Raw genomic sequence first — 15638 nt, 5'->3', positions numbered from 1 at the left:
ATGATTGTCTATTTATTCGCTCCTTAAAGATTTTACTGGGTTAGTAATAGCTGCTTTAATAGCCTGAAAGCTTACGGTTATAAGTGCGATTAGAATCACTAATAAACTGGCACCTATAAAATTTTCCCATTCAATATTAATACGATATGAGAAATCCATAAGCCATTGATCCATAGTATACCAACTTATAGGTATAGCTATGAATATAGCAATAACTACTAGGGTAATAAATTCTTTAGAAAGTAGTTGGACAATAATTATAGAGTTTGCGCCAAGTACTTTACGAATACTAATTTCTTTAGCACGATTTTTAGTCATATAGGTGGCTAGTCCAAAAAGACCCAAACAGGATATAAATATGCTAAGACCTGCAAAGAGTGAAGACAGTGTAGCTATTTGCTGCTCATCTTTAAATTTTTGAGCATAATCTTGGTCTACAAAGTGGTATACAAAAGGATATGCAGGATTATAATTATTGAAAACCTGCTCTAAAACTTTTAAGTTTTCCAGGGTACTATTCTGTGGGTTTAACCTTATAACCATATTATAGTTATGCTCTTGGTTACCGAATATAAGCATAGGCTTCGCCTCGCTATAAGGGGATCCTATAATAAAGTCTTCAAAAACCCCTACAATTTTCAAAGTTTTGTCGTTATCACGTATCAACTGTCCAATAGGGTCTTCAAACCCAATTTTTTCTGCTGCAGTGGTGTTTATCATTACAGATGAGCTATCTGCGGGAAATTCATTAAGATCGATGTCACGTCCTTCTTTAATTTTTAGCCCCATGGTCTTTGCAAAATTACCACCAGTACGATATAAAGTGAAGTTTATACTTTCCTGTTCCATACCTTCCCATTTAAAGCCGGAACCATTACTGCCATTAAGAGTTACGTCCCAACCTGTTTTGCTAATTGAGGTGACTGCATTTTGCCTAAGCAAATCATTTTTAATTAAATCGTAATTTTTTTCGATATCACCTTCTATGTCCACTTGGATCAAATTATCAATATTATATCCAGTGTTCCTGTGCTGTGTGAAGTTAATTTGACGATAAATAATACTGGTAGCAATTACTAGGATAATACCTATAGAGAATTGAAGTATTACTAGCACTTTTCTTGCAGAAAAGGATTTTTTGGATCCACTTAATGATCCTTTTAAATTTTTGATTGGAGGAAAGGAAGATAGAAAAAACGCAGGATAAAGGCCTGCAAGTAATCCAGTAATCAAAACAGTACCTAATAATCCTAACCAAAGTAACGGATTAGAGTACTGGATAGTTAGAGAGCTATCGATAATTCTATTAAAAAACGGAAGACTTATCATGGCTACAGCTAAAGCAGCCATACCACCTATCGTTGTAAGAATTAGAGATTCGCACAAAAACTGACTAACTAGTCGATATTTTCCTGCTCCAATAATCTTACGAACGCCTACTTCCCTAGCGCGACTACTGCTTTGAGCAGTACTTAAATTTATAAAATTAATGCAGGCTATTCCTAGAATTAGAATACCTATAATAATCATAAGTCTTACTGTATCAATACGGCCTCCTGCCACTTTTCCATTTTCAAACTGCGAGTATAAATGCAGTTTGCTAACAGGATGAAGAAAAATCTCCCAATTATATTTTTCTGAATTATCGGGTACTAGATTTTTAATTTTATTATTAACATCGTTTATTTCAGTATTAGGCTTTAATTGAACATAAGTATAATAGGTGTTTATACCCCAATTATTCATCACAGTTGGACTTAACTTAAGTGGGATCAAGTAATCGAAATCAAATTCGGTATTTGCCGGTAGGTCTTTTAATACACCAGTAACTTTATAATTATTTTCATTATCGATTTTTATCACTTTGTTTATAGGATTTTCCTTTCCAAAGAGCTTTTGTGCCATTGTTTTGGTAATGACAATATTATTTGCACCATCCAAAGCATTCTCGGCATTCCCTTGCAGAAGAGGGAAACTAAACATACTTAAAAAAGAATCATCTACTTCGTTTCCAGTAGCTTTAATCGATATGTCATTAAAACTGAATAAGCGTTCGCTGCTCCAGTAAATTCTTGCTGTATTGGCTACCTCAGGAAATTTTTCTTCTAAAGCTTTACCCAAAGGCCCAGATGTTACATCCCAAACACTAATCTCTCCAGCTCCTGCGCTGCGATTGTATACTTTATATAGTGAGTCTAAATTAGTATGAAAACGATCAAAACTTAATTCGTTTTCAACCCAGATACCAATAAGAATGACTGCCGTCATACCAATAGCGAGTCCCAAAAAATTTATAGCTGAAAACACTTTATTCTTCCAAAGATTTCGCCAAGCAATTTTGATATAATTTTTAATCATGATTGATGAATTTATTCGGTTCTTAAGGATTTAACAGGGTTTTGAATTGCAGCTTTGATCGCCTGTATGCTAAGGGTAAGCATCGCAATACCAATCGTTATGCAACCAGAAAGAATATAAAGCCCATAAGGTTCGGCAATTTTATAAGCAAAACCCTGTAACCAATTCGTGGTAAAGTACCAGGCTAAAGGCAACGCAATACAAAGCGCAATACCTATTAGCTTTAAAAAATTAACCGACAGTAGGTAGGTGATTTGAGCAACGGAAGCACCAAGCACTTTACGTATACCTATTTCCTTTTTACGCTGTGCAGCCATAAACACCGAAAGGCCAAAAAGCCCTAAACAGGAAACAAGGATGGTTATCGCTGAAAAAATATTGAGTATCTCTGCCGTGCGCTGTTCGCTTTTATACAGATTTTGATAGTCATTGTCCAAGAACGAATACAATAAGGCACTATCTGGATTGAATTCGTTCCAAACTTGTTGAACTGCCGCTAATCCCTGGCTTGTATTGCCCTGAATTTTAGCTAAGATTTTTGCAGTCCAGTCATACTCTGCAAAGAGTACCACAGGAGCAATATTCTGATGCAGGGAAGCAAAGTTAAAATCTTGCAATACGCCTTTGGTAAAGCCTTTTCTACCGTTGAGATTCACGCTTTTCCCCACTGCTTCTTCAGGGGTAAAGCCCAATTGATCTACTGCTGTTTTATTCAGCATAAACGCATACACACGTGCATCATCGGGCTGTTGAACCTGCAGTTTATCGCTTTCATTAAAATTGGTTCCCGCGATCAAGCGCATACCCAGGGTAGTGATGTAATCTTTGTCTACCGGTGCCGCGGTAATTGACATCCCGCTTTCCTGCCCGTTAACCTTTATGCTATATCCTCCTTTAATATCGACCGGGGTATCTGAAGAAGCGGTTACCGAACTAATGTATTGAGAAGCCAACAATTTCTTTTTAAAGGATTCTACGGTATTCTGACCCATGGAACTGGCATCAACCACAACAACATTAGACCGGTTAAGCCCGGTATCGGCATTACTGATAAAATTCAATTGCTTTTTAGCTACTAAAGTGCCTATGATGAAGATGATGGAAACCGTAAACTGAAAAACAACCAGGAATTTTCGTAAACCGGTGGTATTCGTTAGTGATGTGGCCTTATTCTTTAAGGCATTTACCGGTTTAAACCGGGACAACACAAGTGCGGGCCACCCCCCGGCCAAAAGCGCTGTGGTAACGAACAACAAGACAAGGCTTAGTGCAAAATAGGTCCCGTTCCAACTCGTAAGGCTTATATTTAAATTAGTAAGCTTGTTAAATGCGGGCATTAATCCGATTGCGATGAGCGTTCCGGTACAAACAGCCAGTAGTGTGATTATAGCTGCCTCTGTTAAAAATTGAATGATTAAGCTTTTACGCGAAGCGCCCATAACTTTACGAACCCCTATTTCCTGAAGTCGTTCAACAGATTTTGCCGTCATCAAGTTGGTAAAGTTTATGGCGGCTATCGTCAATAACAATACCGCAATTGCCCCAAGTATGAATAAATAAGTCTTTAGGTTTCCAGAAGCCGCGCTAGAAAGATGATCTTCGGTGAGCGGCACAAAATCAAAGTGCATGGTATAGCCTCCTTTAAAATCGTCCTGAAACTGATTTTGCACATAGGCATTAAATTTTTGCTCGGCTTGGGCGCGTTGATCAGGGGATTTCAAGAGTAAGTAGGAGTGATCGTTGGCTGAATTCCAAATTTCCCGCTCTGAGCGCTTACTGGACAGATAGGAGCCTGCCAAATCAAATTGAAGGGATGAATATGGGGGATTGTCTTTAACAACTCCTGTAACTTCCCAAACCTTATCATCAATCACAATAGATTTCCCCAGTGCCGGCTGATCTTTAAAATATTTCTTTGCTGTATGTTGCGTGATAACAATGGTATTGGGCTTATCTAGTGCTGTAACCGGATTACCATTTATAAAATCAAAACTGAAAATAGTGAAGATAGCAGGGTCGGCAAGTAGCATGTTAGCTTCGGTAAAATGGCTGTTGCCCACTTCAACCTCTCGACGGTCATACCTGTAAATACGCACAGCATCTTCTACCTCATAAAACTCACGCTTGGCAACGGGAGCAACCGCTGTAGGCGTATTACGTGTATGGGTCGCCTCTACATCAGATGGGGATTTATAACTATAGTTTACAAAAACAATACGGTCTGCCTTCTCGTTAAAACGATCGTAACGGAATTCGTTAAGGATATACGTCCCTAAAAGCATAAAACAGGTAACCCCCAGTATTAAGCCGAAAAGACTTAAGGTAGTAGTCATTTTGTTCTTCCTAAGGTTCCGCCAGGCGATTTTGATGTAGTTTTTAAACATGGCCTTATTCAGTTTTAATGTTCTTTACCGGGTTTGAAAGTGCTGTTTTTATAGCCTGAGAACTTACGGTTAACATTGCTATGAGTAACGTTAACATTCCAGCACTAGCAAAAATCCACCAATCGAGATTTGTTTTATAGGCAAAATTTTGAAGCCAAGATTGCATGAAATACCAGCCAACAGGAATGGCGATAATGCATGAAATGGTAATCAATTTTAAAAAGTCTTTAGAGAGTAAAGATGTAATTTGTACTACCGAAGCTCCTAAAACTTTACGAATCCCGATTTCACGTTTTTTAAGTTGTGCGGTGTACGTACTTAACCCAAAAAGCCCTAAACAGGAAACGAAAATTGCTAAAATTGAAAATATTTTAAACATTTTTCCAGTTCTAATATCATTACGATACATGTTTTCGTATTGCTTATCTAAAAACGAATAATTAAAAGGAAAGCCAGGATTATAAGTATTCCAGATTTTTTCGATAGTCGCCATACTTGCCAAAATATCACCATCGGTAGTTTTGATATACATGCGGTAAGGATCAGGATCGTAATATATTACAGTTGGTTTAATTTCATTTTTCATCGAACTAAAATTAAAATCTTTTACTACAGCCGAAATGATACCTTTAGTTTCCCAGAGTGTAAAACTTTTACCAATAGGATCTTCAATTCCTGCTTGTTTAACAGCGGTTTCATTTAGAATGAAATGCAAGGAGTCTTCGGCATGACCTTTAAAATTTTCACCGGCTAAAAGCTGCATTTTCATCATTGGGATAAAACCATCATCAATTCCAATAGGACTTACGATAAAATCACTTTGTGGGTCTTTACCTTCCCAGTTTGTATCTCCGGTAGTCATTCCATTATTTACAATATTGCTGTTACTAAAAGAAATAGAAGCGATATTCGGTAAATTTTGAATCTGATTTACTATTGCCTTTTTATGCGTACGCATTTCCTTAGGCATTGTAAAATGAAAAACTTGTGAACGATCATAACCAGGACTTTTACTGGTAATAAAATCCAATTGCTTACCAACAATAATGGTACTAATAATTAAAATTACTGAAAATGAAAACTGAACACAAACCAGTACTTTTCTAAAAGTACCTACGCCTACGCCGGTAATTATATTTCCTTTAATAGCTTCTAATGGCTTAAATGAAGACAATAAAATTGCCGGATAAATTGAAGATGCAACTAAAGTTGAAATAAAAACCACCACAATCATTCCCCATAATTGGAAATCTAAAAAATTAAAATCGATATCTTTTCCTGCAATTGAGTTAAAAGAAGGCGCTAATAAATGGAGTAATCCCATTGCTAAGACAATTGCCAATAAAAAGAAAATACACGACTCAATAATAAATTGTATAAAAAGTTGCTTCCTGTTGGCTCCAATTAGTTTTCGAAGGCTTACTTCTTTGGCTCTTTGTATCGATCTTGCGGTATTAAGATTTACGTAATTAATACAAGCTATACAAAGAATAAGAATTAAAACAATTCCAAAAATTCGAACCGTTTTAATCTGTGTTGGTTCTCCGCCATAACTATACAAATTCATTTGCTGAATAGGTTGTAAATAGTATGCATCTCTGGTTTCCGACTGAATTGCATTTCTATCTTTTGCTTTCCTAATTTTGTTTAATTTCTGAACTATGGTTTCAGCTGAAACATTTTTTTTAAGTTTAATAAACGTAAGGAAATTGAAATTACCCCAATCGCTATTCATAGATTTCCAATATCTATTGCCATCGTATTGTTCAGAAAAGATCGACATAGGAAAAAATAGTTCATAATCTAAACTCGAATTTTTAGGAATATCTTCAATTATCCCAGTTACAGTAAAATGTTCTTCATAATCGGCAGAGATTGTTTTGCCTATAGCTTCTGTAGTTCCAAAATACTTTTTGGCAGCTTTCTTAGTAATTATAACAGAATTATTTCCTGAAAATGGAACTTTTGAATTCCCTTTAATAAATTTCAAATCAAAAAAAGAAAAGAATTCAGGATCTACAAGAGCTCCCCCTTTTGCTTCAAACTTATTAGATGCACTACTAAAAATACGATACCCATAAAAATCTCTAATTCTTACTGCATTATTTACTTCTGGAATTTCGGCTTTAGCATAATAGGCTACCGGACCAACTGAGCTTCCCCAAGTTTGTGAATTTTCACCACTACTTAAAATACTAGAAACCCGATAAATATCCTGAGCATTGCCAATCTCATTATAACTTAATTCAGTATTAATCCATACCCCTATAAAAATTGCGACACAAAGCCCTAATGACATACCTAATAAACTTATCCCATTATAGAATTTCGATTTCCAAAGGTTTCTCCAAGCCGATTTTAGATGAATTTTGAACATTTTTTTAGTTTTTCTATTGATGATAAAATTACTCGCTTCTTAATGATTGTATAGGATTAGCTATAGCAGCTTTAATCGCCTGGAAACTAACGGTAAACAAAGCGATTCCAATAGCCAGTAATCCAGCAATTATGAAGAAGGTCCATTCTAAATTGATACGGTAGGCAAAGCCATCCAGCCATTTTTGCATAAGCCACCATGCCACTGGGGAAGCGATGAGGATGGCTATAAAAACGAGTTTTAAGAAGTCTTTTGATAAAAGCGAAACGATGGTAATCATATTTGCTCCCAGTACCTTTCGTATACCAATTTCTTTTTTTCTTGTCTGAGCTGTATAGGTGGAGAGTCCAAATAGACCAAGACAGGAAATGAAAATGGCAATTCCGGCAAAAGCTTTGAATAATGTTTCTGACTGCTCATCGGCTTTATACCTGGCATCGAACTGCTCATCAATAAATGAATAATTAAAAGGTTCTTCTCCCGGATATTCTTCAAAAACCGAAGCCAAGGCAGCGATCGCCTTTTTTTCTTCTCCTGCTTTGGTTCGAACAACTAGTTGATTTTTGATATTCCAGAAGGAAAACATAATGAGCGGTGAAACTTTTTCCTTCAGATGTTTAAAATTGAAGTCTTTTGCGATCCCGATAATTTTTCCTTTTTTAGAATGAAAAGTAATTTCTTTTCCCAGATATGGTTTCTGAAGCCCCATCTGTTCTACCGCAGTCTCATTCAGAATAAAAGAAGAAGTATCAGCCGGAGTACCACGAAAATTATGACCTTCCAACAATTCTATCTTCATCGTAGGAATAAATTCTTTTTCTACATAAACTTGAGTGATGATCAAAGAACTGTTTTGAGGTTTTCCTTCCCAATCCAAATCACCTGTAGATCCTTGTATATTACTAAAATCAGAAAAACTGGTTACGGCAACATTTTCAATTGCTTCGTTATTTTTTAAGTTATTTTGGATAGCGTCTAGATGATTTCTAGCGTCCGAATTCAGTGTAGCCATTATAACATTTTCCTTAGAATATCCCAGATCATGATTTTTCATGTAATCCATCTGGTGCGATATAAAAAGCGTAGCAATCAGCAAAATGATAGCCATTGAAAACTGAAAAACTACTAGGCCTTTCCTAAGCGTTCCGGTTTTTAATCTTGATTTCGCACGACCTCGTAGACTTTCAATTGGTTTAAAGGAAGAAAGCAAAATAGCTGGGTAAATACTAGAGGCGATAAGCGTTGCAAAAAAGCTAATCCCAATCACTTTCCAGATACCGCCATCGGCTATCGAGAAAACGAGCTGATTCCCAGCAATGAAATTATAAACCGGCATTAGTAAATAAATCAAGCCAATTGCCAGTATAATCGAAAACACGAATAACAGACTGGTTTCTAGTATGAATTGAAAGAACAATTGTTTCTTATTCGCACCAATGATCTTTCTAACGCTTACTTCTTTCGCTCTTTTTATAGCCTGCGAGGTTGAAATATTGATGTAATTGATGCTTGCTATGGCGAGTAGCATAATCACAACCAGCATAATAATGTTTACTTGGATTGCCGAACTTTCATTACCATCTGCACTGATGAGGTGGATTTTTTCCAGAGGTTGAAACTGAAAGGAGATATTGAAATCGCCTTCATCTCCAATAACATTGGCTAGGGAGGCAGACATTTTGGAAGCGGCCGTTTGTGGAGAAGCATTCGCTGAAAGTTGCGCGAAGGAAGAGAAAGTATAATTTCCCACATCGGTATCAATAGTTTTCCATCTTCCATTTCCTCCACTTGCTTTAAACATGGTTGCGTAATAAGACATAGGGATAACCGCATCAAATTGTATGCTGGAATTTTTAGGGATTTCCTTCAGAATTCCTTTAATATTGAATGTTTCGCCATTAGAAATAAGCTGCTTTCCAACCACGTTTTCTATATCATTGTTGAAAATCTTTTCAGCAGTTTCTTTGGTCAGAATAACCGAATAAGGATCTGCCATGGCATCTTCTTTTGAGCCATATAAAAATGGGAAGCTGAAAACCTCAAATAAATTTTCATCGGCCATCGCAACCGTATTTTTGTAAAACTTTTTTTTGCTATCCTTGTCACTAATGGTAATACCATCAGTTAAATTGATGCGCACAAGTTCTTCAATTTCTGGAATATCCTGAGCGTAAACTTTTACCGGGCCAGGAGCCGTCGACCAGACATTATCTTCAGCTTCGGTTTTGAAACGGGAGTTTATGCGATAAATTTTTTCAGATTTATCATGAAATTGGTCATAACTCCACTCATTCTGCACCCACATAAGCAGCATGACGCTGGTCGCCAATCCAACTGCCAGGCCGAACATATTTAGAAAACTATAAAATTTTCTGTTCCATAGATTTCTGAAAGCCGATTTGAGATAAAGTTTAAACATAGTTTAGATTTTTGATTGATGAATGACCCCGTAAAACGTCTAATTTTGATATTCAGCCAAGATGTTCTCAGTTACTTTTTGGCCGTCTAACATTCTGATGATTCGATGACTGTATTTTGCATCGTGTTCGCTGTGTGTTACCATGATGATGGTGGTTCCTGCAGCATTAAGCTCGGTAAGTAAATCCATAACCTCGTTACCGTTACTGCTATCCAGATTTCCGGTAGGCTCATCGGCAAGAATTAGCTTAGGGTTATTTACTACGGCACGGGCAACTGCAACACGCTGTTGTTGCCCACCTGATAGTTGTTGCGGAAAATGTTTACGACGATGCATAATTTGCATTTTCTCTAAAACTTCGTGTACGCGTTCTTTACGCTCTGCTGGCTTTACCCCAGTATAAATTAATGGCAGCTCTACGTTTTCGAAAACACTAAGCTCATCGATCAGATTAAAGCTCTGGAATACAAAACCAATATTGTGTTTTCTAAGATTTGCTCTCTTGCGTTCATTAAATCCGGCAACCTCGATTCCATTAAAAATATAGCTGCCCCCATCAGGGTCGTCTAAAAGCCCTAGAATATTAAGTAATGTTGATTTTCCGCAACCCGACGGTCCCATAACCGAGACAAATTCTCCTTCTTTAATTTCAAAAGAAAGCTTATTAATGGCCACGGTCTGTACCTCATCGGTACGATAAAATTTTTCGAGATCTGTAATTTTTATCATGATGAATATTTTTTATCTAAAATCTAATTTAAAACTCTTCAATTTACTCCTTTAAAACCAATTCCTGAATATCGTTATAATTGCTATAGCTTGAAGTGATTACCTTATCTCCAGGTTCTAAACCTGAAAGCACTTCGTAATATTCTGTATTTTGACTTCCTAATTGAATATCAGTTTTATATGCGGTACTACCATCTTCACTGACTTTAAAAATCCAATTCCCACCGGTTTCCTGAAAAAATCCACCTTTCGGAATTAATATTGCTTCTTTTTCCTGACTTAAAGCTACTCGAATTTGCAGTGTTTGCCCTCTTCTAATTTTCTCTGGTGCTTCTTCTAAAAAGGTCATATCTACCTGAAATCGTCCATTAGCAACCTGTGTATATACCTTTTTAATTTCAAGAGTATAGGATTTACCATCAAAATTAAAACTTCCTTGTTGACCGGCATAAATTCTGGAAATATAATGTTCATCTACATCTACTCGCACTTTATAACCGCTAATCACATCAATTTGGCCTAAACGTTCACCTTTTGATTTCGATTGTCCTATTTCAGCATCTAAAGATGTTAACTGACCATCAACCGGAGCTCTTACAATAAGGTCTTCTACTTTTTTGCGCATTAATTCTAATGCTTTTCTTGTTTTCTCATACGATTCTCTGGCTTGTACATTTTCCTGTTTAGAAGAAATAGAATCTTGTTGCAATACTCTTTCGGTTAGAGCTAAACGATCTTTTTGATAGTTATAATTATTCTGAGATTCTAAAAATTCCTGTTCGGCTACTGCTCCTTTATCAAAAAGCTTTTTATTTAGTTTAAATTTTCGCTCAGCTTCCCTTAAACTGCTTTTAACTTCAGTAAGTTGATTGAGCTTGTTAATTGTATTCTCCCGAGAGGCATTTTGTGTTCGCTGCATTTGAGTTAACAAATTATACACCTGAGTTTCCTGATTCACCAAGCTTAATTCTAAATCGGTATTCGATAATCGAAGAATAGGATCATCTTTTTTCATCATAGCACCATCTTCTACAAATTTTTCTTCGACACGTCCACCTTCTAAAGCATCTAAATAAATTGTTGTAATAGGCATGACTACACCGTTAACAGGAATATTTTCCTGAAAAATATCTTGTTTTACGGTGTTGATACTAATTCGTTCTTTCTCAACATTTAATTTAGAGCTCCCACTAGAAGAAAGCAACACGAAAACAATAAGCCCTACTAAAAGTACTCCGCCAATAAACATCGCTATTTTTTGAGGTGTAAAACGTTTTTTTTGTATTGGTATATCCATAATATTAGTACTATCTCCAATAAATTTTAATTCTTTTTTTGAATACCTTTCGTATTCCTATAAAAAACATGTCATAATGATGCCAAAAAAATAAATAGCTAATAATCAGAATTTTAAATATTTTCTTTTACTAAAAAGTGTTCGGTTTTAATACACTATGTGTTCGAAAACAAAACAAAATCGTAAAACTTTAAATTTCCGAAGTCATTTTTATTTATAGGAAACAGAAAGTTGTAATATTGTAAATATGCAACTTAAGAATGCAAACATACTGGTTATAGATGATGATCCTGATGTGTTAACCGCACTACGGATAATGCTTAAATCTTTGGCTGGTACTGTAGTTACCGAAAAAAATCCGAATAATATTATTTCGATTTTCGAAAAGCAAAAGTTCGACGTGGTGGTTTTGGATATGAATTTTAATGGTGTGGTAAATACTGGTAACGAGGGAATTTTTTGGCTGAATAAAATTAAGCAATTAGATAGTAAAGTCGATGTAATTCTAATTACTGCTTATGCTGATATCGATTTAGCAATCCGATCCTTAAAACAAGGCGCCTCCGATTTTATAGTAAAACCTTGGAAGAACCAAAAAATGATTGAATCCTTAAAATCGGTAGTAGAAAAAAAATCGGTAAAACCGCAACTATCAAGACCTACAGCTGGCGGAAATAAGATTATTGGTGATAGCGAAGAAATGCAGCTGATTTTTGATAAACTAAAAAAAATAGCACCAACTGATGCCAATGTTTTGATATTAGGCGAAAACGGAACCGGTAAAGATTTAGTAGCTCAAGCAATTCATGAACAATCGCTTCGGAAAAATAAGCCGTTTGTAAAAGTTGATGTAGGAGCATTAACTGATAGTTTATTTGAAAGCGAATTGTTTGGATATAAAAAAGGAGCTTTTACCGATGCGCGGGAAGATCGTAAAGGACGTTTTGAAGCAGCTAACGGGGGTACACTTTTTTTAGATGAAATTGGGAACATCAGTTTGCGCCAGCAAGCACGATTACTCACCGTTTTACAAAACCGAACCATCAGTCCGCTAGGATCTAACGAAAGTATCCCAATCGATATTCGATTAATTTGCGCTACAAATTTAGAATTAAGTGATTTAGCCGATGAGAATACCTTCCGAAAAGATTTAATTTATCGTATTAATACAGTCGATTTAACCGTGCCACCACTTCGGGAACGTGGTACCGATATTACACTACTTAGCCGTTATTTTACTGATATGTATGCCGAAAAGTATTTTAAAGGACCTTTTACATTTGATCCTTCGTTTTTCAGTAAATTAAAATCGCATACATTTCCGGGTAATGTCCGTGAACTTCAGTATGTGCTAGAGCGTGCAATAATTATGGCTGATGGTGATATACTTACAGCAGAAGATTTAGTGTTCTCAGGATTAGAAAAATCGACAGAAACAACTAGCAGAATTCAGGAAACAAACCTTGAAACTGTAGAAAAACAAACGATTTTGAAAGTGATAGAAAAAAACAAAGGAAATATTTCAAAATCAGCTAAAGAGTTAGGAATTACCAGAGCCGCTTTGTACCGCAGACTCCATAAATATGACTTATAAAAAATATAGTTTTGCGCTTTTTATAAGACTCATTCTTTTAAGTATTGCCTTAACCGCAGTAGCTTTTGGGATTAGTTTAAGAGAATTGCTGTTAGTTGTAATTGGAGGAATTCTTGCAATTAGTATTTTTTTCAATATCTATAAATTTATTACACGCCGATTTATTGCAATGGACGATTTTTTTGAATCGGTCAAATACAACGACTTTTCAAGACGATTTGTTAGTAAAGGTGCGCCACAAGATTTAAAAAAATTAAATGAGGGTTTTAATCTGGTAAACGATAAAATTCGGGAGATTAACTCGAATAAGGAAATGCAATATCTGTATCTTCAGAAGATATTAGAAATTGTGGATGTTGGGATTATTTCTTACAACCAAAAAACTGGGGATGTACTTTGGGCAAACGATGCGATTAAAAAAACGCTTAGCATTCCTTCATTTAAAAACATCAAATTCTTAAAAAAGCGAAAACCAGAATTATTTGAAACTATTTTTGAAATGAATCATCTTACCGGAAATTCGGTAAGCATTACGGTAGATGGTGATACATTGAAAGTGTTAGTTTCGGAAACCGTTTTTAGTGAAAATGAGCATTCTTTTAAAATTATTTTACTTCAAAATATTGACGAAACATTAAATCAAAATGAATCGGAAGCTTGGAAAAAATTACTAAGCGTTATGACGCATGAAATTATGAATTCTATTGCGCCCATTTCTTCTTTAGCCGATACCTTGGAATATCAAATTGCTGAAAATCGTAAAAATCCTGATGAAAATCTATTAGATATTGCTGATTTAGAAGAAGCTATTGGTAGTATAAAAAAACGAAGCGAAGGTTTAATGAAGTTTGCTAAAACCTACCGAAGCCTGAATAAAGTGACTCATATTAATCGCGAAAATATTTATATTAACGATTTATTTACTTCGATAGAGCGATTAATGAGACCATCGTTACAATCGCAAAATATCAATTTATACTTTGAGCTTTCGAATCCGAAATTGCAAATTCTAATTGATAGTTATCTTATTGAACAAGTGCTTATTAATTTAATTGTAAATGCTAGAGATGCTTTACAATATATTGAAAATGCGAAAATTATAATAAGTGCAAAATCAATAACCGATAATTTTATATCACTACAAGTGGTAGATAATGGAAAAGGGATTCCACAGGAAATTCAGGAAACTATATTTGTACCGTTTTTTACTACCAAAAAGAATGGTAGCGGTATTGGTTTGAGTTTAGCCAAGCAAATAATGATGTTGCATAAAGGGAAAATTCAATTAAAAAGTACAAAAGAACAAGGCACAACTATTAATTTACTTTTTCCTAATTAAACTATTATTCTGCAGAAAATTCATCTAAATTTTGAAGAAACTCATTTTTAGCACTAATCAGTTTTTCGATAAATTCTAATTGCTTTTTATCGTTTAACAAATCGGAAGTAATGTATTTAGTAGATAAATAATTAAAAAACAATTGATGGTATTTTTTCGGAATCTTTAAATTGTCTTCTAAATAAGCTTCATTAAAAAAAGAATCGGTCTCAAAAAATTCTTTAAAATCGTTATAGGTTACTAATTGGGAAACTTTTTCCTGTTTAGGAGTCTTATGTTTTTTCTTAAAAATTCCCACTACTAAATCGATCACTGCAAGAATATTTCCACCAGAAGGCTTATAGTAAAACGGATAATTTTCTATATCTTTTTGAATACTATAAGAAAGTTTAGTATCTAATTCTTCTACATTTAGCTCCTGTTTTTTGTAAAGTTTGAGCGCGACCTCATCTAATTCATTAATCTGTAATTCAACTACAATTTCCTGATTAAAATCCTTTGGTTTTACAATCATCATATAGGATTTATAAGCCATAGATTTAAATTGAAGTGTATCGCCTACTTGTGCCTCTACTTCAAAATAACCGGTTTTCGCGGTTTCAAAATAAGTATCCGTTCTTGTGTTTAAAATCGGAAAATTGGGAATCACGGCTTTGCTATTGTATAAATATCCACGAACATTTTGAGAAAACCCTTCAAAAGAAATTAATAATAGAATCCACAAAAAATATTTCATTCAAAAGAATATATAACTGATTTTGTTTTAATTATAAAAATAACGTTCTAGGCTATATATTTATTTTATATCTACTTATTATTCCATTTCAATTGTTACTAGCAATTTTAAATCTGAGCTCATAGTTCCTTTAAATTTCAAATTTCGAGATTTAATATTAATAATTGCTGACACACTTTTTCAGCTTCACTATCTAGTTACGAATAATTATAGAATATGGCATGTGCTAATTTACTAATGCAACAAGAATGACTATAAGATGAAAAATAAATCAACCGTTATACACTCTTAAGGTGGAGTAGCTATCTTTACTGGGACATAAAATTTAAGACCGTTTGTTACCAAACAAATATCTTAGAACCATGAAAAAACGCTATTACAGTCCAGAGTTAAAGGAGCAGGCAG

9 protein-coding genes are annotated in these 15638 nt (G+C 34.9%); 2 read left to right on the top strand and 7 right to left on the bottom strand.

Going from position 1 to position 15638, the window contains the following annotated elements; genetic code table 11:
* Positions 1 to 12 precede the first annotated feature (12 nt).
* Genes ACN0WI_RS14315 through ACN0WI_RS14290 form a run of 6 tightly spaced genes read right to left on the bottom strand, consistent with a single transcriptional unit; the run spans position 13 to position 11564 of the window.
* Positions 13 to 2358 carry an ABC transporter permease gene (locus tag ACN0WI_RS14315; protein ID WP_417887724.1) on the bottom strand — a complete coding sequence of 782 codons (2346 nt, stop codon included), beginning with the start codon at positions 2356 to 2358 and terminating at the stop codon, positions 13 to 15.
* 11 nt (positions 2359 to 2369) lie between these two features.
* Positions 2370 to 4742 carry an ABC transporter permease gene (locus ACN0WI_RS14310; protein WP_417887723.1) on the bottom strand — a complete coding sequence of 791 codons (2373 nt, stop codon included), beginning with the start codon at positions 4740 to 4742 and terminating at the stop codon, positions 2370 to 2372.
* A 4-nt stretch (positions 4743 to 4746) separates the two neighbouring features.
* On the bottom strand, positions 4747 to 7119 hold the full coding sequence (locus tag ACN0WI_RS14305; RefSeq protein ID WP_417887722.1) for an ABC transporter permease: 2373 nt from the start codon (positions 7117 to 7119) through the stop codon (positions 4747 to 4749).
* 28 nt (positions 7120 to 7147) lie between these two features.
* Positions 7148 to 9538, bottom strand: coding sequence for an ABC transporter permease (locus ACN0WI_RS14300; protein ID WP_417887721.1), 2391 nt, complete (start codon positions 9536 to 9538; stop codon positions 7148 to 7150).
* A 39-nt stretch (positions 9539 to 9577) separates the two neighbouring features.
* A complete protein-coding gene (locus ACN0WI_RS14295; RefSeq protein ID WP_417887720.1) occupies positions 9578 to 10267 on the bottom strand; it encodes an ABC transporter ATP-binding protein in 690 nt (229 codons plus the stop codon).
* A 43-nt stretch (positions 10268 to 10310) separates the two neighbouring features.
* Complete coding sequence (locus ACN0WI_RS14290) at positions 10311 to 11564, bottom strand: efflux RND transporter periplasmic adaptor subunit (protein ID WP_417887719.1); 1254 nt, start codon at positions 11562 to 11564, stop codon at positions 10311 to 10313.
* 247 nt (positions 11565 to 11811) lie between these two features.
* Here ACN0WI_RS14290 and ACN0WI_RS14285 point away from each other — a divergent pair, with 247 nt between their 5' ends.
* Both ACN0WI_RS14285 and ACN0WI_RS14280 read left to right on the top strand, forming a co-directional pair.
* The gene (locus ACN0WI_RS14285) at positions 11812 to 13158 is read left to right on the top strand and encodes a sigma-54-dependent transcriptional regulator (RefSeq protein WP_417887718.1); all 1347 of its coding nucleotides are present in this window, start codon (positions 11812 to 11814) and stop codon (positions 13156 to 13158) included.
* Positions 13148 to 14497, top strand: coding sequence for a sensor histidine kinase (locus ACN0WI_RS14280; RefSeq protein WP_417887717.1), 1350 nt, complete (start codon positions 13148 to 13150; stop codon positions 14495 to 14497). The genes ACN0WI_RS14285 and ACN0WI_RS14280 overlap by 11 nt, the downstream gene beginning before the upstream one ends.
* 4 nt (positions 14498 to 14501) lie before the next feature.
* Here the strand turns inward: ACN0WI_RS14280 and ACN0WI_RS14275 are convergent, their stop codons facing one another.
* On the bottom strand, positions 14502 to 15233 hold the full coding sequence (locus tag ACN0WI_RS14275; RefSeq protein ID WP_417887716.1) for a hypothetical protein: 732 nt from the start codon (positions 15231 to 15233) through the stop codon (positions 14502 to 14504).
* Positions 15234 to 15638: the final 405 nt, after the last annotated feature.

This window comes from Zunongwangia sp. (assembly GCF_048269745.1).
In the GTDB taxonomy this organism is placed as follows: domain Bacteria; phylum Bacteroidota; class Bacteroidia; order Flavobacteriales; family Flavobacteriaceae; genus Zunongwangia.
This window is presented reverse-complemented; position numbering and strand designations above follow the sequence as displayed.

What these genes read in the sequence shown, in the direction of transcription:
- ACN0WI_RS14290 (WP_417887719.1), bottom strand. Translation starts at nt 11,564, where the DNA reads ATGGATATACCAATACAAAAAAAACGTTTTACACCTCAAAAAATAGCG.
- ACN0WI_RS14285 (WP_417887718.1), top strand. Translation starts at nt 11,812, where the DNA reads ATGCAACTTAAGAATGCAAACATACTGGTTATAGATGATGATCCTGAT.
- ACN0WI_RS14280 (WP_417887717.1), top strand. Translation starts at nt 13,148, where the DNA reads ATGACTTATAAAAAATATAGTTTTGCGCTTTTTATAAGACTCATTCTT.
- ACN0WI_RS14275 (WP_417887716.1), bottom strand. Translation starts at nt 15,233, where the DNA reads ATGAAATATTTTTTGTGGATTCTATTATTAATTTCTTTTGAAGGGTTT.
- ACN0WI_RS14300 (WP_417887721.1), bottom strand. Translation starts at nt 9,538, where the DNA reads ATGTTTAAACTTTATCTCAAATCGGCTTTCAGAAATCTATGGAACAGA.
- ACN0WI_RS14305 (WP_417887722.1), bottom strand. Translation starts at nt 7,119, where the DNA reads ATGTTCAAAATTCATCTAAAATCGGCTTGGAGAAACCTTTGGAAATCG.
- ACN0WI_RS14295 (WP_417887720.1), bottom strand. Translation starts at nt 10,267, where the DNA reads ATGATAAAAATTACAGATCTCGAAAAATTTTATCGTACCGATGAGGTA.
- ACN0WI_RS14315 (WP_417887724.1), bottom strand. Translation starts at nt 2,358, where the DNA reads ATGATTAAAAATTATATCAAAATTGCTTGGCGAAATCTTTGGAAGAAT.
- ACN0WI_RS14310 (WP_417887723.1), bottom strand. Translation starts at nt 4,742, where the DNA reads ATGTTTAAAAACTACATCAAAATCGCCTGGCGGAACCTTAGGAAGAAC.